The sequence below is a fragment of the Brachybacterium sp. NBEC-018 genome (assembly GCF_024860185.1).
GTDB lineage: Bacteria > Actinomycetota > Actinomycetes > Actinomycetales > Dermabacteraceae > Brachybacterium > Brachybacterium rhamnosum.
The window spans coordinates 3,409,143-3,427,231 of record NZ_CP100650.1; the positions used below are offsets into that span (position 1 = coordinate 3,409,143).

Below are 18,089 nucleotides of genomic sequence, written 5' to 3' on the forward strand. Positions count from 1 at the left end.
CCCCGGAGGAGGACCATGGCCGCCGACCAGCGCGAGTACGTGCGACCGCGGCTGACGATCTGGCACGTCCTGAACCGGGTGCGGATGCGGCTGCTCGACATCCAGGTGTGGGACGTCGCGGGGACGATGACCTTCTACACGCTGCTGTCGCTGTTCCCCGGGGCGGTCGCGGCGGTGTCCCTCATGTCGATGCTCGGCATCGAGCAGGAGCCGCTGGACGCCGCGGCGGTCGCGATCCGGGAGATCTTCCCGACCTTCGACCCGGATCCGTTCGTCGACGCGATCATCGCGGTGTCCACGACGAACGGCGGCGTGATCGGGCTGGTCGTCGGCACCGCCGGCTCCCTCGTGAGCGCCTCGAACGGCGTCGCCGCCTTCCACCGGGCGCTGCACCGCGTGTACGACACCCGCGAGGGGCGCCCCTTCCTGTGGTTCCGCACGATCGTGTTCGGGGAGACGGTCGTCATCGTCACCCTCGTGCTGCTGGCCCTCGGCATCCTCGTGATCGGCAACGAGGCCTCACAGGCGCTCGGCGAGATCGTGGGCATCCCCCGCTTCGCCTTCGAGGCGTGGAACCTCGTGAAGTGGCCGATCCTGCTCGTGCTGCTCGTCATCGGGGTGTCGATGGCCTACTACCTGTTCCCGAACGTGCGCCTTCCGCGCTACCGGCTCATGACGCTCGGCTCGACGGTGTCCGTCCTCGTGCTCTTCGGCGCGGCGCTGCTGGCGGGCCGCCTCGCCGCGCTCGTGACGAGCTTCGCGGAGGTCCTCACCGTCCTCAACGGCCTGATCGGCATCCTGCTGCTGCTGTGGGTCGCGAACATCGTCATCGTCGCGGGGGCCGCGCTCGACGCCGAGTTCCTGCGGGCGCGCCAGATCGCCGCGGGCCTCGACGCGTGGCACACGATCGTGCTGGACGCCCACGCGACCCACACCCTCGACTTCCTCGCCCAGGACGCGGAGCAGGCCGAGGCGATCGGCCGGGAGGTCGCGATCGCCGCCCGCACCGGCGAGCCGCTGACCCGCGCGAGATCGGCGTGGGTGGCCGAGTCCACCGCGATCACGGCGGTCAACCCGCCCCAGCACCACCGCATTACCAGCACCGACGCCGAGGACCCGCGTGAGGGGATCGGCCAGAGCACACCAGGAGACCCCGCCGCATGAGCGTCCGTCCGATCACGATCATCGGCCACCGCGCCCTCGAGCAGCGCACGAAGAAGGTCCGCGAGGTCACCGAGGACCTCCGCACCCTCGTCGCGGACATGTTCGAGACCAACGACGCCGCGAAGGGCGCGGGACTCGCGGCCACCCAGGTCGGCTCGCGCTGGCGGCTGTTCGTGTACTCCTGCAAGGACGCCTCGGGGGAGCTGCGCCGCGGGGTCGTCATCAACCCGCGGCTCGAGCGGTGGGGACCGCTGGACCTCGACGAGGAGACCCTCGAGGGCTGCCTCTCGGTGCCCGGTGAGGGCTTCGCCACGGCGCGTCATCGCGGCGCCCGGGTGACGGGCACGGATCTGGACGGCCAGGAGGTCGTCGTCGAGGACGAGGGCGGGGTGCTCGCGCGCTGCCTGCAGCACGAGGTGGACCACCTCGACGGCTCCCTGTACCTGGACCGCCTCTCCCCCGCCCGGCGCCGCGAGGCGCTCGACGCCGTCACCGCCCGCGCCTGGCGTGCTCGCGGGATCCTCACCTGGGACCCGCGGGAGCGCCTCGCCGAGGAGGTCTGAGCTCCTCCTCGCTCAGGTGGGCGCACTATCCTGCGGGCATGGATCGTCCCTGCCTGTCGCGCCGCCGTGCGCTCGCCCTCCCCGCCTCCGTCGCCGGCCTCGGCGCCCTCGCCGCCTGCGCCCCGCAGGACGAGGGCTTCGGCGACGCCGAGCCGATCCGCGCCCAGGAGGACGGCTCGGTCCCGCTGACCGACGTCCCCGAGAACGGCGCGGCGCTCGTGAACTTCGGCGGGGAGCGCCCCTTCGTGCTGCTCGTGCGCGGTGACGGCGAGGACGTCTCCGGCTTCTCCGGCTACTGCACCCACAACGGCTGCGCCCTGGCGCAGCACGAGGAGGAGCTCGACTGCCCGTGCCACGGCTCGCGCTTCGACGCCCTCACCGGCGAGGTGCTGCGCGGCCCGGCGACGACGCACCTCCCGGAGGTCGCCGTGAGCGTCGAGGACGGCGCGGTGCGCCGCGTGACCTCGTGACCGTGCCCGACGGCGGCCGCGAGGGATCCGCCTCCGCGGACGCTCCCGCGGAGGCCACCGCATCGGCCGGGCGCCCGTCGCGGGACGTCGTCTCCTTCGTGCGCCGCGGGGCACGGCTCTCGACGAGCCGCCAGGACGCCTGGGACCGCCTCGCCGGGCGCTACGTGCTGGACCTCCCGCGCGGCGAGCGGGACACGCTCCCGGAGGAGGGCGTCTCCCTCGACCTCGAGAGCATCTTCGGGCGGCGCGCGCCGCTCGTGATCGAGGTGGGCAGCGGGCTCGGCGAGAACATCGCCGCGGCCGCGGCGGCGCATCCGGAGCGGGACCACCTCGCGGTCGAGGTGTACCTGCCGGGGCTCGCCCAGACCCTCGACCGGATCGAGCGGGCGGGGCTGCCGGGCAACGTGCGCCTGCTCCCCCTGGACGCCCAGCGGTCGCTGCCCGTGCTGCTGCCGGCCGGGTCGGTGCAGGAGCTGTGGGTGTTCTTCCCCGATCCGTGGCACAAGTCCCGCCACCACAAGCGACGCCTCGTGAACCCGCCGTTCCTCGACGCGATGCTCCCGCTGCTCGCGCCCGGCGCCGTGCTCCGCCTCGCGACGGACTGGGCCCAGTACGCGCACCACATGCGGCAGGTGCTCGACGCGGATCCTCGGCTGCGCAGCCTCCACCCCGACGGGCCGCGCCCGGAGGGGGAGGCCGCCGATCCCGTGCCCGAGGACCTCCCTGTGAAGGGCTGGGCGCCCAGATTCGAGGGTCGTGTGAAGACCAGCTTCGAGAACAAGGGCGCCCGTGCCGGACGCCTAGTATGGGATCTGGCGTACACCCCTGCGCCGTGAGCGCGGTTCCTGCGGCCACGTCGCGGGAGCGCGCCGACTGCCGTTGCGAGGTCGGACCGACCCGCACCCGATCTTCTCCCCCTTCGGCACCGGACGAGAGCGAGCCCTCATGAACGCCCCCGACGACCTTCAGTTGCCCTCCGACTGGGAGGACGACTCCGAGCCGGATCCCCGTGCCCGTCGCAGCCGCCGCTTCGCGCTCATCGCGCTGGGCCTCGCCGGCGTGCTCGTGCTCGGAGCGGTCATCGCCGTGGGCGCCTACCTCAACTCGCTGCGCTCGGCCTACGAGAAGGTCACCACCGTGTCCATCTCCCGCGGCGCCTCGGATGGCGAGCGTCCCGAGGACGGCCAGGGCCGCAACTTCCTGCTGCTGGGCTCGGACAAGCGCAGCGAGGAGGACGCGAAGGCCGAGAACGTGAGCGGCCAGCGCTCCGACGTGATGATGCTCGTGCACATCTCTGCGGACAACAAGGAGGCCTACGTGACCTCCTTCCCGCGCGACCTGTACGTGGACATCCCCGGCCACGGCAAGGGCCGCATCAACTCCGCGCTCGCCTACGGCGGCGTGAGCCTCGCCGTGACCACCGTCGAGAACTACACGGGCGTGCCGGTCGACCACGTGGCGCTCATCGACTTCGAGGGCATCCAGGGGCTCGTCGACACCCTCGACGGGGTGGACGTGAAGGTCCCCGAGGACTTCGAGGCCGACGGCCACCAGTACACCGAGGGCACCCAGCACCTGAACGGCGAGGAGGCGCTCGCCTTCGTCCGCGCCCGCAAGCAGTTCTCCGAGGGCGACTTCCAGCGCAACCGGAACCAGCAGGCCGTCCTGCAGGGGATCATCTCGAAGCTCATCAGCGCGGACACCCTCACCGACCCGGCGAAGCTGCGCGACACGATCTCGACGATCGCCCCGTACATGACGACCGACGACGGCCTCGACTCGGGCGCCATGATCGAGCTGGGCCTGTCGCTGCGCTCGATCCGCAGCGGCGACATCCACTACCTCGCCGTGCCGAACTCGGGCCCCTACACCACGAGCGGCGGCGCGAGCGTGGTCGGGACCGACGAGGAGGCGATGGACCTGCTCCGCACCGCTCTGCGCGAGGACACCATGTCCTCGTACTACGCTGACCACGTCAGTAACGGCTGACCCCGCCGCCCCCGCTAACCCCACTGACCCCGCAGGAGGATCCCCGTGGCCAATCCGCTCGTGAAGATCGTCGTCCCGATCGCCGGCATCCTCGCCGCGCAGGTGGGATCGAGGGCCGCGCGCTCCGGATGGGGCGCGGTGTTCGGTGAGGACGCCCCCACCGTCAAGGCGAACCGCGCCTCGAAGAAGGACACCGCCGCCCGCCGCAAGCAGGCGAAGAAGGACGGGCTGAGCAAGGCGGAGATCGACGAGATCCGCGACCCGATGGACGAGCAGCCCGTCTGGAAGGTCATGCTGTGGACGCTGATCTCCGGCGTCCTGCTGCAGGGCTTCAAGCAGCTCGCCCAGCAGTACGCGAAGAAGGGCACCGAGCGGGTCGTCTCCCGCCGCCCCCGCGCGAACCGGGGCTGATCCCGGCGACCGCCCCCGATGCACGGAGCGCCCGTCCCCTTCCGGGGGACGGGCGCTCCTGCACGCGGGGCGGCGCGCTCAGATCTGCGCTCAGATCTCCGAGACCTCGGTCCCGCCGCCGCTGAGGGTGTCGATCGAGTCGCCGGTGACGAGGAAGCCGATGCGGCGCACGAGGGAGACGGCGTGGTCGCCGATCCGCTCGTAGAACCGGATGAGCAGCGTCATGTCGGCGATCTGCGCGTTGGTGTACGCCTCGCCGCCCTTCGCGAGCTCGCGCGCGACCTCCTGGAGGAGCGCATCGATCTTCTCGTCCTCCTCCTCGACCCGTGCGGCGAGGGCGAGGTCGCGCTCGGCGATCACGGTCGAGGCGTTGGCGAGCGCCTCGCCGGCGAGACGCGCCATCTCGCGGATCTGCGCGTGGTGCTGCTCGGGGACGGCCGGCTCGGGGTGGGTGCGGCGTGCGGTGAGCGCGATGTGGCCGCAGAGGTCGCCCATGCGCTCGAGCGAGGAGCTCATGCGCAGCGAGGAGACGAGCAGGCGGAGGTCGCCGGCCACGGGGTTCTGGCGCGCGAGCAGCTCGACGATCTTGGTGTCGAGGTCGTACTGGCGCTGATCGATGTGGGGATCCGCGGCGATGACCCGCTCCGCCAGTCCGAGGTCGCCCTCGAGCAGCGCCGTGGTGGCGTCCTCGAGCGCGGAGCTGACGAGGGACGCCATGTCGAGAAGGTCGTCGACGAGATGACGCAGGTCGCTCTGGTACGCCTCGCGCATGTGTGCACACTCCTGATGCCGGTTCCGAGCGGGAAGTAGGGGGTTCCCCGACCGTCGAGTCTGGCAATGGCGGATGAACAGCGATCGCCGTGGGGTGAACTCGAGGCGGAGTCCCGGTGAACTCCTGGTCCCTGCACCGCTCGAGGTGCGGGGCAGGAGCGAGTCATCACCCTATCGGCAATAGGCTGTACCGGTGCCGCTCTCCGTCCTCCTCCTGCTCGCCGGTCTCACCGGCCTCGTGATCGGGTGCGCCGCGATGTACGCGATGCACCGCTCCGAGGGCCGCGAGCGCGAGCGCGCCGAGGCCGACTCCCCCGGGACGCTCCCCGAGCAGGTCGCCGAGGTGCTCACGATCCTGCGCTCGGCGTACGTCGTGCTCGACGCGAGCGGCGACGTGCTGCGCGCCTCGCCTCTGGCCTACTCCTACGGCATCGTCCGCGCCTCCGGGAACGACTACCCGCGCCTCGCGAGCCCCGAGCTGCTCGAGCTCGCGGCCGACGTCGGCCGCGGGGGAGGCTGGCGCGACGAGCGCCTCTCCCTGCGCCGCTCCGGCCAGGAGGACGACGACGCCGTGATCGACGTGCGCATCGGTGCGCTCGGCGAGACGGGTGTGCTGCTGCTCGCCGACGACCTCACCCGCGCCGTGCGCGTCGAGGAGACCCGCCGCGACTTCGTGGCGAACGTGTCCCACGAGCTGAAGACCCCGGTCGGGGCGATCACCCTGCTCGCCGAGACGATGGAGGACGCCGCGGAGGATCCCGACGCGGTGCGCCGCTTCGCGGAGCGGATGCAGACGGAGTCCCGCCGGCTGGGCCACCTGGTCCAGGAGATCATCGAGCTCTCCCGCGTGCAGGGCACCTCCGCGCTGCCGGACGCCGAGCCCGTCGAGATCGACGACGTCGTCGCCGAGGCGGTCGCGCTGAACCGGAACTTCGCCCTGGGCTCCCGCATCGAGGTGGTCACGGGCGGCACGGGCGGTCTGCGCGTGTTCGGCTCCGCCTCGATGCTCACGACCGCGCTGTCGAACCTCGTCTCCAACGCCATCAGCTACTCCGAGCCGGACACCCGGGTGGGGATCTCCGTGCGGCGTGACCAGGGCATGGTCGAGCTGTCGGTGAAGGACCAGGGCATGGGCATCTCCAAGGAGAACCTGGAGCGCGTCTTCGAGCGCTTCTTCCGCGTGGACCGGGCACGGTCCCGCGCGACGGGCGGCTCCGGGCTGGGCCTGGCCATCGTCAAGCACATCGCGACCGACCACGGCGGGGAGGTGACCGCCTGGTCCATGGCCGGGCAGGGCTCCACCTTCACCCTCCGCCTCCCCGAGATGGGGCGCACCGGCGCCGTCACCGTCAGCGGGGCGACGCCCCCGTCGCGGCCCTCGGATCCCCAGCAGACCCCACGGAAGGGACATTGAGATGACGCGCATCCTGATCGTCGAGGACGAGGAGTCGTTCTCCGATCCCCTCTCCTACTCGCTCCGGAAGGAGGGGTACGAGGTCGCCGTGGCGGACAACGGCACGGACGGCCTGAGGATCTTCTCCGCGCACGGGGCGGATCTGGTGCTCCTGGACCTCATGCTCCCGGGCATGAGCGGCACCGAGGTGTGCCGCGAGATCCGCCGCACCTCCTCCGTGCCGGTCATCATGCTCACCGCGAAGGACGACGAGTTCGACAAGGTGCTGGGGCTCGAGCTCGGCGCGGACGACTACGTCACGAAGCCGTACTCCTCGCGCGAGCTGCTCGCCCGGATCAAGGCGGTGCTGCGTCGCGGGAGCGACGGCGCGGAGTCCGAGGAGTCCGCGACGCTCACCGCGGGCCACATCATGATGGACGTGGAGCGGCACGTGGTGCAGGTGCACGGCACGGACGTCGCGCTCCCGCTCAAGGAGTTCGAGCTGCTGGAGATGCTGCTGCGGAACGTCGACCGGGTGCTCACCCGCGGTCAGCTGATCGACCGGGTGTGGGGCGCGAACTACGTGGGCGACACGAAGACCCTCGACGTGCACGTAAAGCGGCTGCGCGCGAAGATCGAGGACGACCCGAAGAACCCCGTGCACCTCGTGACCGTGCGCGGCCTGGGCTACAAGTTCGAGTCCACCGGCGCCTGACCGCGCAGGGACCGCGCAGGGCTGCCGGCCGACGGGCCCGGCGACGACGAAGGGCCCCCGGGTGATCCCGGGGGCCCTTCGTCATACCTGGTGCGAGGCGGTTCAGCCCTCGCCGCCGTCGGAGGCGCCGCCGCCGTCCGAGGCCGCGCCCTCGCCGTTGGGGTCCGTGCTCGAGTCCTGGTAGTAGGCGAGCGTCGTGTCGGTGACGGGCAGCGAGATCTCGGTGGACTCGCCGTCCAGCGTGACCGTCAGCTGCATGATGTCGCCGGGGGCGACGTCGAGCGCGGCGATGTCCACGGCCTGCTCGCCCTCGCCCGGGCCCAGCTCGACGGAGCCGCCGGCGGGGACGGCGACGGACGCGGTGAAGGCGGAGGCGCCGTCGACGGAGCCCTCGAGGTCGAGGGTGATGTCGTCCTCGAGGTAGTTGACCGCGGAGCCGCGGAGCTCGGCGCTGCCGGAGTCGTCGACGACGACGATCGCGTTGCGCACGCCCGCCGCGAGGGCGCCGGAGTCCTGCTCGAGGTTGGCGTTGGTGCCGTCGGCCGCCTGGTAGAAGTCGTGCGTCTGCACCGGGTTGAAGTAGGAGCAGCCGGAGGCCGCGGCGACGAGGCCGAGGGCGGCGACGGAGAGCACGAGTCGGCGGGGACGACGCACGGGGAACTCCTGTTCGGTGCACTGCAGGCACGACGGGGAGGGGCAGGGACAGCCCTGCCAGGGTACCGCACTCGGACACCCCCTCCGGGCACGGTGCCGGCCGGGCCGGGCGCTCGGCCGGGCGTCGGGTCGGACATCATGCCGGGCCCTCTCACCTGCTAGCGGGCATGAGCGCGCGAAGAGTAGCACAGGTGGTCGGTGATAGACTGTTCCGCGGAAAGGGGACCAGACACATGAACTTTGTCGTCGGCGAGACCGTCGTCTACCCGCACCACGGTGCAGCCCTCATCGAGGAGGTGAAGACCCGCACCATCAAGGGCGAGGAACGCACCTACCTCAAGCTCAAGGTCGCCCAGGGCGATCTGACCATCGAGGTCCCGGCCGACAACGTCGACATGGTCGGCGTCCGTGACGTGGTCGACAAGAAGGGCCTCGACGAGGTCTTCGAGGTCCTCCGCCTGCCGTACACGGAGGAGCCCACCAACTGGTCCCGCCGCTACAAGGCGAACGTCGAGAAGCTGGCCTCCGGCGATGTGAAGAAGGTCGCCGAGGTCGTGCGCGACCTCTGGCGCCGCGACCAGGACCGCGGTCTCTCCGCCGGGGAGAAGCGCATGCTCGCCAAGGCCCGTCAGATCCTCGTCTCCGAGCTCGCCCTCGCCGAGAAGACCGACGAGTCCAGCGCCGAGTCGATCCTCGACGAGGTCCTCGCCTCCTGAAGGCGCGGCCCTGAACCCGCCTCCCTCCGTGCCCGTCCCCCGCGCCGGAGCAGCGGTGCGCCCTGTCGTCCTCGTGGCCCCCTCGGGGCCCGAGGAGCGGGGCGCGACCACTGCCCCCGCCCTGCAGCTCCTGGGCGGCTCCCGGCTCGTGGACCGGCTCCTGGGAACACTCGCCGAGGTGTGCCCGCCGCCCGCTGTGGTGGTGGCGCCCTCGGCGATCGCCGTGCGGCTCGAGGGCACGCTGCCGCACGGAGCGGTGCTCGTCCCCCGCGACGGCTCCCGCCGCGACCAGATCCTCGCCGCGCTCGAGGCGTGCGACGAGCCGGCCCTGCTCCTGCACGACGCCGAGCGCGCCCTCACCCCCGCCTCCGCGCACCGGGAGGTGATGGCGGCCCTCGTCGACGGCGTGGACGCCGTCGTGCCCACCGTCGCCATGACGGACTCCGTCAAGGAGGCCGGGAGCGCGGGGCTGCGCAACATCGACCGCAGCACCCTCGCCGTCCTCCAGAGCCCCCGGCTGCTGCGCCGCGAGGCGCTCCGCGCGGCGACGGCCCGCATGGCCGGTGCGGTCGGCACCGGTGCCGACGCCCCGGAGGACGAGATCCTCGCCGTGCTCGCCGGCGGCGGGGACGTGCGGACCATGCACGGCTCGCACGACGGCTTCGCGGTCGTGGACCGTCTCACGCTGTGGCAGGCGCAGATCTCGCTGGGCCTCGCCCGCGACACCACCTCGCGGCAGGGTCTCGCCCGCCGCACCTGAGCGCGGCGTCACCGCGGGACCCGCTCGGTCATCCCCGGCGCCGCGAGCGCTCCGTCAGCCCCGTCGGCGCGAGCGCTCCGTCAGCCCCGTCGGCGCGAGCGCTCCGTCACCGGCTGCGACGCGAGCGCCAGACCGTCCGGAACTCCTCCACCATCCGCGCCGGCTTCGAGAGCGTGCGCACGGGCAGGGTGCTCGCGAGCTCACCGGGATCCGCGCACAGGCGGCGCAGGAGCCGGCCGGGCTTGCTCGAGATCCGCTGGCGGAGGTCCGGAAGGTACTCGTCGCTCACGTCGAGCTTGGTGACCGCTCCGCACCCGGTGCACTGGATCTCGGAGACGAAGCGACCGGCGTAAATCACCACGTGCTCCGCCTCCTGGTCGCATGCGGTGCAGCGCAGGAAGCTCTCCTCGACGGCCATCATCCCCTCCTCACACGGATCTCAAACCTAGCGCGGTGACGACGTCCTGGGCCAGGAGCAGATCCTGCGCATAGGTGATCTTGAAGTTGGTCTCCTCGCCGCGCACCCAGGTGACGGGGATGTCCGTGTACTCCTCGGCGCAGGACGCCGTGTCCGTGCCCACGAAGCCGTCCCGGGCCGCCTGCTCGTACGCGTCCAGGATCGTCGCCGCGTCGAAGCCCTGCGGGGTCTGCACGCGCAGCAGGGAGTCCGGGGAGAAGGCGCCCGTCGCGAGGGCGTCCGGGCCGTCCACCGGGGCGATCCCCTCGGCCGGGATGCCCGGCACTGCTCCCCCGGCCTCGCGGGCCGCGTGCAGCACCGCCGCGGCCAGGCCGTGGGAGACGAGCGGGCGCGCCGCGTCATGGATCAGCACCGTGTCGATGACGCCGTGGTCGATCCTGTCCGCGAGATGGCGCAGGGCCAGCAGCTCGGACTCCTGGCGGGTGTCGCCGCCGGTGATGATCTCGAGGTGGTGCGCGCTCTCCCGCGAGGCGACGAAGCGCGCGTGCTCGAGGTCGTCGGGCCGGACCACGAAGACCAGCAGTCCCACGCCGTCGACCGATCCCAGCGTGTTGAGCCCCCAGCTGGCGATGCTGCGCCCCGCGAGCGGCAGGAAGGCCTTGTTGATGCCGGCGCCCACCCGCGTCCCGGATCCCCCGGCGAGCACGATGCCCGCGGCCCGCCCGCGCAGGCGGGAGGGGCGGTGACGGCGGGACTGGCTCACCCCGGCATCGTAGACGGCGAGCGGCGCCGCGTGGACCGACCCCGCCGGGCATGGAAGAATCGAGGATCGTCCCGGGGCACCTCTCGCCCTCCCTCGAGCACCAGGAGCACGCATGCTCACGATCGCCGTCGTCTGCGGGGCGGGGATCGCCACCTCCGCCCTCATCGCCCAGCAGGTGCGCGACCACCTCGCGCACCGCACCGGGGACGCGGAGGTGGTCCAGTCCACCGTGATCGACCTGCTCTCCCCCCAGTTCACGGCCGATGTCGTGGTCTCCACCGTCGACCTCCCCTCGACCCTCGGCATCCCCCGCGTCAACGGGATGCCGCTGCTGCTCGGCACGAACCCCGCGCTGACCTACACCGATCTCGACGCGATCCTCGACCGTCTCGAGAGCACGCCGCGATGACCGCGCTGCCCCGCGTGGGCACCGGCACGGACGTCCACGCCCTCGCGCCCGCGGGCTCCGACCGGGAGCTGTGGATCGCCGGGCTGCGGTGGGACGGTGAGCGAGGTCTCGTCGGCCATTCCGACGCGGACGTCGCCTGCCACGCGGCCTGCGACGCGCTGTTCGCCGCCGCCGGCATCGGCGACCTCGGCGCGCACTTCGGCACCGATCGGCCCGAGTGGGCCGGCGCGGCGGGCACGACCCTGCTCGCGGAGGCCGCGCGGCTCGTCACCGCCGCCGGCTTCCGGATCGGCAACGTCTCCGTCCAGGTGATCGGCAACCGTCCCCCGATCTCCCGTCGTCGCGCCGAGGCGGAGGCGGCCATGGCGGCCGCCGCCGGCGCACCGGTCTCCGTCTCGGGCACCACGACCGACGGCCTGGGCCTGACCGGCCGCGGCGAGGGGGTCGCCGCGATCGCGACCGCGCTCGTCGTCCCGGTGCCCACCGACCCCGAGGAGCCCCGCCCGTGACCGCGCCCTCCCCCCACGAGCAGCAGGCCGACCAGGCCGCCGGTCCCCTCCCGCTCACCGCGGAGGACGTCGAGGCCGCCGCGGCGACCCTCGCCCCCGTGCTGCGCCGCACGCCCCTGCACCGCTCGGAGCGGCTCAGCGAGATCGCCGGGGTGCCCGTGTGGCTCAAGCGCGAGGACCTGCAGTCCGTGCGCTCGTACAAGCTGCGGGGCGCCCACCTGTTCATGGCCGCGCTGGACGAGGAGTCCCGCGCCGCGGGCGTCGTCGCCGCGAGCGCCGGGAACCACGCGCAGGGCGTCGCCCGCTCGTGCCGCGAGCTCGGCATCCGCGGCCGCATCTACGTGCCCGGCACCACCCCGCGCCAGAAGCGGGACCGGATCGTCGCGATCGGCGGCGACCTCGTCGAGCTCGTCCTCACCGGGGACACCTTCGACGACGCCGCCTCCGCCGCGGCGGACGACGCCGAGCGGACGGGCGCCGTGACGGTGCCGCCCTTCGACCATCCGACGATCATGGCCGGCCAGGGCACCGTGGCCCTCGAGGCGGTCGAGCAGCTGCGCCACGAGCACGGCCGCGAGGCGTCGACCATGGTGCTGCCCGTGGGCGGCGGCGGTCTGCTGGGCGGCTGCGGGGCCTGGCTGCGCGAGCGCACGCCGACGATGCGCATCGTCGGCGTCGAGCCCGCCGGGGCCGTGTCCATGGCGGCCGCCGTGCGCGCGGGCCACCCGGTGACCCTGCGCGAGCTCGACCGCTTCGTCGACGGCGCCGCCGTGCGCCGTGTGGGCGCGGGGCCGCTGCGCATGGTCCAGGCGATCGAGCCGGAGCTGCTGAGCGTCGACGAGGGCGCCGTGTGCACCGAGATGCTCTCGCTCTACCAGGTGGACGGGATCATCACCGAGCCGGCAGGCGCCCTCGCCGCCGCGGCCGTCGCGACCGGGGCGGTCCGCGGCCTCACCGCGGACGAGGACGGGGAGGGTGACGTCATCGTCGTCGTCTCCGGCGGCAACAACGACGTCTCGCGGTACACGGAGATCGTCGAGCGCTCCCTCGTCCACGAGGGGCTCAAGCACTACTTCCTCGTGACCTTCCCGCAGGAGCCGGGGGCGCTGCGGCGCTTCCTGGACCGCGTGCTCGGGCCGGACGACGACATCGTCCTGTTCGACTACATCAAGCGCAACAACCGCGAGGAGGGCCCGGCCCTGGTGGGCGTCGAGATCGGCTCCCGCGCCGATCTCGAGCCGCTCATGGGACGGATGGCCGCCTCCCAGATGCAGATCGAGCGGATCGACCCGCACGACCCGATCTACCGCTACCTCACCTGATCACCGCGGCCCGGACTCGCCGGGACGGACGACGGCGCCGGACCCCGAGGGGACCGGCGCCGTCGTCGTGCTGCGGGCGCGGTGATCAGGACGGGTCGACGCCCTGGGCGCGGGCCTCAACCGCGGAGCGGACGATGTCCTCGAGCCCGTGCTCGGACTTCCACCCCAGGTGCTGCGCGATCCGGTCGCCGGAGCAGATCAGGCGGGCGGGGTCGCCCGCACGGCGCGGGCCGATCTCCGGGGTGATGTCGATGCCCTTGACGCGGGCGACCGCGTCGATGACCTCGAGCACGCTCGAGCCCTCGCCGGTCCCGACGTTGAAGACGCGGTGCGGGCGCTCCTCGCCGCGCAGGTAGTCCAGCGCCGCGATGTGGGCGTGGGCGAGGTCCAGCACGTGCACGTAGTCGCGGATGCAGGTGCCGTCCGGGGTGTCGTAGTCGTCGCCGAAGACGGTGGGCGTGCGCCCCTTCTCGAGGGCGTTGAGGATGATCGGCACCAGATTCATGACCTGGGTGTCGGCGAGCTCCGGCCAGCCGGCCCCGGCGACGTTGAAGTAGCGCAGGGCGACGGTGCGCATGTCGTGGGCGCGCTCGGCGTCGGCGAGCATCCACTCCCCCACGTACTTGGTCGCGCCGTAGGGGTTGATGGGCTGCGGGGCGAGGTCCTCGGTGACGAGGTCGACGTCGGGCACGCCGTAGACGGCGGCGGAGGAGGAGAAGACCACGTCGCGCACCTCGGCGCTCGCGCAGGCGGCGAGCACGTTGGCGAGGCCGCCGACGTTGTCGTGCCAGTACATCTCCGGGTTCGCGACGGACTCGCCGACCTGCTTGTGGGCGGCGAAGTGGATCACGGAGTCGGCGCCCGAGGAGCGCAGGGCGAAGGCGAGCTTCTCGACCGCGTCGGGGAGGGTCACGTCGAGCTCGAGCAGCTCGGCCCCCTCCGTACGGGAGCGGAAGCCGGTCGACAGGTCGTCGACGACGATCACCCGCTCCCCCTTGTCGAGGAGGAGCCGCACCACGTGCGACCCGATGTACCCGGCACCACCGATCACGAGAGTCGTCATGGGCGCGAGCCTACCGGGTCGCCCGGGGAGCGGCGGCCTTGCCGCTCCCCGGTCGGGCGTCAGGTCCAGGAGCTGGAGAGCGGCCGGCCCTCGGCGTAGCCCGCCGCGCCCTGCAGGCCGATCACCGCGCGGTCACGGAACTCGGGCGTGCTGCGCGCGCCGGCGTAGGTGTAGGAGGAGCGCACGCCGGCGGTGATCTCGTCGATGAGCCCCTCGACGCTGCCGGAGCCCTCCGCGAGGTACATGCGCGAGCTCGAGATGCCCTCCTCGAACAGGCCCTTGCGGGCCCGGGCGAAGGCGTCCTCGTGCGCGGTGCGGTGGGAGACGGCCCGCTTGGAGGCCATGCCGAAGCTCTCCTTGTAGCGGCGGCCGTGCTCGTCGGTGCGCATCTCGCCGGGCGACTCGAAGGTCCCCGCGAACCAGGAGCCGATCATGACGTTCGAGGCGCCCGCGGCGAGCGCGAGGGCCACGTCGCGGGGGTGGCGCACGCCGCCGTCCGCCCACACGTGCTTCCCGTGGCGGGCGGCCTCGGCGGCGCACTCGAGCACGGCGGAGAACTGAGGCCGGCCGACGCCGGTCATCATGCGGGTCGTGCACATGGCGCCCGGACCCACACCCACCTTGACGATGTCGGCGCCGGCCTCGATGAGCTCGCGCGTCCCCTCGGCGGTGACGATGTTGCCGGCGACGAGCCGGACGGGAGTCCCCTCGGAGGGGCCGAGCACGGCGCGCGCGGTGCGGAGCGCCTCGATCATCTTGTCCTGGTGGCCATGGGCGGTGTCCAGGACGATGACGTCGGTGCCGGCGGCGACGAGGTCGGTGACGCGGGAGGCGACGTCGGCGTTGATGCCGACGGCGACGGCGACGCGGAGGCGGCCCTCGGCGTCGGTCGCCGGGCGGTAGATCGTGGAGCGGAGCACGCCGGTCGCGGTGAGCACGCCCTGGAGCACGCCGTCCTCGGTGACGACGACGGCCGCGTCGTGGTGGGTCGCGGCGATCCGGGCGTGCAGCGCCGCGGGCTCCGCCTCGAGATCCGCGGGACGGAGCACGAGCACGTCCGCGGCGAGCTGGTCGCCGACGGCGGCGAAGGAGTCCCGGCCCGCGATCTCCTCGGGGCCGACGACGCCGAGCGGGCGACGCTCCCCGTCCACGACGACGACGACGCCGTGGGGCCGCTTGGGCAGCAGCGACGCGGCCTGGCCGAGGGTGGCGTCGGCGGTGAGGGTGAGCGGGTGGTCGACAAGCAGGTCTCGGGTCTTCAGCGAGCGGACGATCGAGTCGATGCGCTCCGCGGAGAGGTCCTGCGGGAGCACGGCGAGGCCGCCGCGGCGCGCCATCGTCTCGGCCATCCGGCGGCCGGAGACGGCGGTCATATTGGCCGCGACCAGGGGGATCGTGGTGCCGGTGCCGTCGTCGCTCGCGAGGTCCACGTCGAACCGGGAGGTGACGTCGGAGCGGGCGGGGAGGAAGAAGCAGTCGTCGTAGGTGAGGTCCGTCGACGGGGTGTGGATGAGGCGCATGTCCTCAGGATAGGGATCCCGGATCCCTGCGACCTCCACGATCCCCTCACAGGCGCGTCCCGGGTCCTGCAGAGGGAGAACCTAGGATGGCCCGTATGACGGATTCGGCCTCGTGGCGCAGGAATCGTCGTGGAGGCCGGCATCAGCAGCCGGTCCGCCGCGACTCGTCCCGCCCCCTCCCTCCCGACGTCGCCCGGCAGAACCGGGAGCAGGCGTTCGGCACGTCCCCCCGCACCTGGGTGGACGCCCCCGCCGATCGCGGCGCGGATCCCGTCGACCCCGCCGCGCCGAGCACACCGGTCGACCAGGCCGCACAGGGTGGGCGGACCGCAGCGAGCGCGCCCGCCGATCCGACGGTGCACGCCGATCGGACCGCGCACGCCGACCGGGGCGAGCACGGCGATCGCCCCGCGGCCTCCTCCCGTCCCGTCGCGCCGGCGGCCTCCGCCGAACCGCCCACGGAGCCCCTCCGCCCGGCCGCGGACCCCGTCGCACCCTCCGGGAGCCCGACTAGCGCTGCGGCGCCCGTCGCCGACCCCAGCGGGTCCGCCGTCCCCCCGGCGCGTCGCACCGGCCACGGCCGGCGCGCGGCGCGCCCGATCGCCGCCGAGCACGATCTCGCGGCGGCGGCCTCCTCCCCCGAGCCCACAGAGGAGCACGACGCCTGGTCCACCGCCGGCCGTCCCGCCGCGGCCGCCGAGCGCGGCGCCGTCCCCCCGCGAGAGCCCTCGCGCCCGGCCGACGTCACCGCCGCCGCTCCCGCAGCCGCCGCCGGCTCCGCCGCGGCCGCGAGCTCCGGCTCCGGCTCCGGCTCCGGCTCCGGCTCCGGCTCCGGGGACGAGCCTCCCTCGGATCGGGGCCCTCGCGACGAGCGCCCCGAGCCCTCCCGCCGCGGCGGGAGCCTGGGACGCGTGGCCGCCTGGACGGTCGGCACCACGGTGCTGCCGGGCCTGGGCCTGGTCACGACCCGGATGCGGAAGCTCGGCTGGGTGCTGCTCGGCGTGCTCGCCGCCGTCGTCCTCGGCGTCGCGGCCTTCCTGCTGCTCGGCGACCCCCTGCGCACGGGCGTCAAGCTCGTCACCCACCGCGGCGTGCTGATCGCCCTGCTCGTCGCCGCCGCGGTCGCGATGATCGTGTGGATGGTGCAGATCGTCCTCGCCGCCCTCGCGCACTCCACGGCGCAGCGGCTCGAGCGCCGGCGCCGGTTCGTCGCGCTCGGCCTCGCCGCCGTCATGGTGATCGCCGTCGGCCTGCCCTTCGGCCGCGGCGTCCAGTCGCTGTGGGCGACCCAGGGGCTGCTCGGCTCCGACTCCGTGTTCTCCCGCTCGGGCTCCTCCACCCTCGCGGACGGCGAGGACCCGTGGGCCGGCGTCGGGCGCATCAACATCCTCATGCTCGGCCAGGACGCCGGGCAGGACCGCACGGGCACCCGACCGGACACGATCATGGTCGCCTCCGTGGACACCGCGACCGGCAAGACGGCCCTCTTCTCGATCCCCCGCAACCTCGAGAAGGTGCGCTTCCCCGAGGGCACAGTCGCCGCCGAGAAGTTCCCCGACGGCTTCGACTACTACGGGAAGAACCAGAACCTCATCAACGCCGTGTGGACCTGGGCGGAGGAGAACAAGGACCTCTTCCCCGGGGACGACAGCCCCGGTCTCACCGCGACCACCTGGGCCGTCGAGGAGACCCTCGGCCTGAAGACCGACTACTACGCGCAGGTGAATCTGCAGGGCTTCGAGGACATGGTCAACGCGATCGGCGGCGTGGACATGGTCGTGGAGCGCCGCATCCCGATCGGCGGCGGCACCAACCAGGCCACGGGCGGCAAATACCCGATCACCGGGTACATCGAGCCCGGCCAGCAGCACCTCGACGGCTACCACGCCCTCTGGTACGCCCGCTCCCGTGAGGGCTCCGACGACTTCAACCGCATGTGCCGCCAGCAGCGCATGGTGCGCGTGGTCACCGAGGAGTCCAACCCGGCGACGCTCGCCATGTCGATCCCGGGCCTCGTCACGGCGACCGAGAACAACATCGTCACCGACATCCCGACCTCGGACATCGACGCCTTCGCCGAGCTCGCCCTGCGGATCAAGGACGCGGGCTTCAAGTCCTACCCGATCACGCAGGACGTCACGCCGAGCTACGACGCCGACTGGGACTACCTCAAGAAGTGGACCCAGGCCTCGATCGAGGACTCCATGCAGTCCACCGGTGCGCAGTCCGTGACCGGGGAGACGAAGGCAGGCTCCACGGAGCCCGCGGAGACGGGCGCCGCCCCGGACCAGGAGTCCAGCTCCTCCGCCGAGGAGGAGGAGACCACGACCGAGGAGGCCACGTCCTCCGAGGAGGAGTCCTCCTCCTCGGAGGACGAGACCTCGAGCGAGTCCGCCGCCCCGGTGATCGAGCAGGACCCGCTGAAGTCCTGCCTGCCGGGGGCCGAGGAGGGGAACTGACCGACGGGTCCTCCCCCGGC

20 protein-coding genes are annotated in these 18,089 nt (G+C 72.9%); 14 read left to right on the forward strand and 6 right to left on the reverse strand.

All coding sequences use genetic code 11. From position 1 onward, the window contains the following. The first annotated feature begins 15 nt into the window (after positions 1-15). From NLU66_RS15480 to NLU66_RS15505, 6 genes are all read left to right on the forward strand, one after another. Complete coding sequence (locus NLU66_RS15480; RefSeq protein WP_259360502.1) at positions 16-1,164, forward strand: YihY/virulence factor BrkB family protein; 1,149 nt, start codon at positions 16-18, stop codon at positions 1,162-1,164. Continuing rightward, on the forward strand, positions 1,161-1,727 hold the full coding sequence (gene def / locus NLU66_RS15485; RefSeq protein ID WP_137771365.1) for a peptide deformylase: 567 nt from the start codon (positions 1,161-1,163) through the stop codon (positions 1,725-1,727). Before NLU66_RS15480 ends, def begins: the two co-directional genes overlap by 4 nt. Positions 1,728-1,765: 38 nt before the next feature. Next, the gene (locus NLU66_RS15490) at positions 1,766-2,197 is read left to right on the forward strand and encodes a ubiquinol-cytochrome c reductase iron-sulfur subunit (protein WP_259360503.1); all 432 of its coding nucleotides are present in this window, start codon (positions 1,766-1,768) and stop codon (positions 2,195-2,197) included. Beyond that, a complete protein-coding gene (trmB, locus tag NLU66_RS15495; RefSeq protein ID WP_416232167.1) occupies positions 2,194-3,033 on the forward strand; it encodes a tRNA (guanosine(46)-N7)-methyltransferase TrmB in 840 nt (279 codons plus the stop codon). The genes NLU66_RS15490 and trmB overlap by 4 nt, the downstream gene beginning before the upstream one ends. Before the next feature lie 109 nt (positions 3,034-3,142). Next, positions 3,143-4,186, forward strand: a complete 1,044-nt coding sequence (locus NLU66_RS15500; protein WP_259360504.1) for an LCP family protein — start codon at positions 3,143-3,145, stop codon at positions 4,184-4,186. 45 nt (positions 4,187-4,231) lie between these two features. After that, positions 4,232-4,597, forward strand: a complete 366-nt coding sequence (locus NLU66_RS15505; protein ID WP_259360505.1) for a DUF4235 domain-containing protein — start codon at positions 4,232-4,234, stop codon at positions 4,595-4,597. Positions 4,598-4,687: 90 nt separating this feature from the next. Here NLU66_RS15505 and phoU read toward each other — a convergent pair whose 3' ends face one another. Next, positions 4,688-5,368: a phosphate signaling complex protein PhoU gene (gene phoU / locus NLU66_RS15510; protein WP_137771369.1), complete on the reverse strand. Its 681-nt coding sequence runs from the start codon at positions 5,366-5,368 to the stop codon at positions 4,688-4,690. A gap of 193 nt (positions 5,369-5,561) precedes the next feature. On the opposite strand from phoU, the gene NLU66_RS15515 reads away from it, so the two are divergent. Both NLU66_RS15515 and NLU66_RS15520 read left to right on the forward strand, forming a co-directional pair. Next, positions 5,562-6,782, forward strand: a complete 1,221-nt coding sequence (locus NLU66_RS15515; RefSeq protein WP_259360506.1) for a sensor histidine kinase — start codon at positions 5,562-5,564, stop codon at positions 6,780-6,782. Between the two features lies 1 nt (position 6,783). Further along, positions 6,784-7,476 carry a response regulator transcription factor gene (locus tag NLU66_RS15520; protein ID WP_259360507.1) on the forward strand — a complete coding sequence of 231 codons (693 nt, stop codon included), beginning with the start codon at positions 6,784-6,786 and terminating at the stop codon, positions 7,474-7,476. Between the two features lie 102 nt (positions 7,477-7,578). On the opposite strand, the gene NLU66_RS15525 is transcribed toward NLU66_RS15520, so the two are convergent. Then, positions 7,579-8,130: a hypothetical protein gene (locus NLU66_RS15525; RefSeq protein ID WP_259360508.1), complete on the reverse strand. Its 552-nt coding sequence runs from the start codon at positions 8,128-8,130 to the stop codon at positions 7,579-7,581. Between the two features lie 233 nt (positions 8,131-8,363). On the opposite strand from NLU66_RS15525, the gene NLU66_RS15530 reads away from it, so the two are divergent. Together NLU66_RS15530 and NLU66_RS15535 are read left to right on the forward strand one after the other, a co-directional pair. After that, complete coding sequence (locus NLU66_RS15530) at positions 8,364-8,846, forward strand: CarD family transcriptional regulator (protein WP_137771373.1); 483 nt, start codon at positions 8,364-8,366, stop codon at positions 8,844-8,846. A 55-nt stretch (positions 8,847-8,901) separates the two neighbouring features. After that, entirely contained in the window at positions 8,902-9,606 is a 705-nt protein-coding gene (locus NLU66_RS15535) for an IspD/TarI family cytidylyltransferase (RefSeq protein WP_259360509.1), read from the forward strand. 106 nt (positions 9,607-9,712) lie between these two features. On the opposite strand, the gene NLU66_RS15540 is transcribed toward NLU66_RS15535, so the two are convergent. Together NLU66_RS15540 and NLU66_RS15545 are read right to left on the reverse strand one after the other, a co-directional pair. Further along, positions 9,713-10,024 carry a hypothetical protein gene (locus NLU66_RS15540; RefSeq protein WP_259360510.1) on the reverse strand — a complete coding sequence of 104 codons (312 nt, stop codon included), beginning with the start codon at positions 10,022-10,024 and terminating at the stop codon, positions 9,713-9,715. A gap of 10 nt (positions 10,025-10,034) precedes the next feature. Further along, positions 10,035-10,787, reverse strand: a complete 753-nt coding sequence (locus NLU66_RS15545; RefSeq protein WP_259360511.1) for an IspD/TarI family cytidylyltransferase — start codon at positions 10,785-10,787, stop codon at positions 10,035-10,037. A 112-nt stretch (positions 10,788-10,899) separates the two neighbouring features. Here NLU66_RS15545 and NLU66_RS15550 point away from each other — a divergent pair, with 112 nt between their 5' ends. The 3 genes from NLU66_RS15550 to ilvA are packed head-to-tail and all read left to right on the forward strand — an operon-like array spanning position 10,900 to position 13,027. Then, the gene (locus tag NLU66_RS15550) at positions 10,900-11,196 is read left to right on the forward strand and encodes a PTS sugar transporter subunit IIB (protein ID WP_259360512.1); all 297 of its coding nucleotides are present in this window, start codon (positions 10,900-10,902) and stop codon (positions 11,194-11,196) included. Further along, a complete protein-coding gene (gene ispF, locus NLU66_RS15555) occupies positions 11,193-11,705 on the forward strand; it encodes a 2-C-methyl-D-erythritol 2,4-cyclodiphosphate synthase (protein WP_259360513.1) in 513 nt (170 codons plus the stop codon). The genes NLU66_RS15550 and ispF overlap by 4 nt, the downstream gene beginning before the upstream one ends. Then, positions 11,702-13,027, forward strand: coding sequence for a threonine ammonia-lyase IlvA (gene ilvA / locus NLU66_RS15560; RefSeq protein WP_259360514.1), 1,326 nt, complete (start codon positions 11,702-11,704; stop codon positions 13,025-13,027). Before ispF ends, ilvA begins: the two co-directional genes overlap by 4 nt. An 85-nt stretch (positions 13,028-13,112) precedes the next feature. Here ilvA and galE read toward each other — a convergent pair whose 3' ends face one another. Both galE and NLU66_RS15570 read right to left on the reverse strand, forming a co-directional pair. Continuing rightward, positions 13,113-14,090 carry a UDP-glucose 4-epimerase GalE gene (gene galE / locus NLU66_RS15565; protein WP_259360515.1) on the reverse strand — a complete coding sequence of 326 codons (978 nt, stop codon included), beginning with the start codon at positions 14,088-14,090 and terminating at the stop codon, positions 13,113-13,115. Positions 14,091-14,149: 59 nt separating this feature from the next. Beyond that, positions 14,150-15,610, reverse strand: a complete 1,461-nt coding sequence (locus tag NLU66_RS15570) for a GuaB1 family IMP dehydrogenase-related protein (RefSeq protein ID WP_259360516.1) — start codon at positions 15,608-15,610, stop codon at positions 14,150-14,152. Positions 15,611-15,705: 95 nt separating this feature from the next. On the opposite strand from NLU66_RS15570, the gene NLU66_RS15575 reads away from it, so the two are divergent. Further along, a complete protein-coding gene (locus NLU66_RS15575) occupies positions 15,706-18,069 on the forward strand; it encodes an LCP family protein (protein ID WP_259360517.1) in 2,364 nt (787 codons plus the stop codon). Positions 18,070-18,089 lie beyond the last annotated feature (20 nt).

What these genes read in the sequence shown, in the direction of transcription:
- NLU66_RS15530 (WP_137771373.1), top strand. Translation starts at nt 8,364, where the DNA reads ATGAACTTTGTCGTCGGCGAGACCGTCGTCTACCCGCACCACGGTGCA.
- NLU66_RS15500 (WP_259360504.1), top strand. Translation starts at nt 3,143, where the DNA reads ATGAACGCCCCCGACGACCTTCAGTTGCCCTCCGACTGGGAGGACGAC.
- galE (WP_259360515.1), bottom strand. Translation starts at nt 14,090, where the DNA reads ATGACGACTCTCGTGATCGGTGGTGCCGGGTACATCGGGTCGCACGTG.
- NLU66_RS15480 (WP_259360502.1), top strand. Translation starts at nt 16, where the DNA reads ATGGCCGCCGACCAGCGCGAGTACGTGCGACCGCGGCTGACGATCTGG.
- phoU (WP_137771369.1), bottom strand. Translation starts at nt 5,368, where the DNA reads ATGCGCGAGGCGTACCAGAGCGACCTGCGTCATCTCGTCGACGACCTT.
- def (WP_137771365.1), top strand. Translation starts at nt 1,161, where the DNA reads ATGAGCGTCCGTCCGATCACGATCATCGGCCACCGCGCCCTCGAGCAG.
- NLU66_RS15520 (WP_259360507.1), top strand. Translation starts at nt 6,784, where the DNA reads ATGACGCGCATCCTGATCGTCGAGGACGAGGAGTCGTTCTCCGATCCC.
- NLU66_RS15550 (WP_259360512.1), top strand. Translation starts at nt 10,900, where the DNA reads ATGCTCACGATCGCCGTCGTCTGCGGGGCGGGGATCGCCACCTCCGCC.
- NLU66_RS15540 (WP_259360510.1), bottom strand. Translation starts at nt 10,024, where the DNA reads ATGGCCGTCGAGGAGAGCTTCCTGCGCTGCACCGCATGCGACCAGGAG.
- NLU66_RS15570 (WP_259360516.1), bottom strand. Translation starts at nt 15,610, where the DNA reads ATGCGCCTCATCCACACCCCGTCGACGGACCTCACCTACGACGACTGC.
- NLU66_RS15575 (WP_259360517.1), top strand. Translation starts at nt 15,706, where the DNA reads ATGACGGATTCGGCCTCGTGGCGCAGGAATCGTCGTGGAGGCCGGCAT.
- NLU66_RS15490 (WP_259360503.1), top strand. Translation starts at nt 1,766, where the DNA reads ATGGATCGTCCCTGCCTGTCGCGCCGCCGTGCGCTCGCCCTCCCCGCC.
- ispF (WP_259360513.1), top strand. Translation starts at nt 11,193, where the DNA reads ATGACCGCGCTGCCCCGCGTGGGCACCGGCACGGACGTCCACGCCCTC.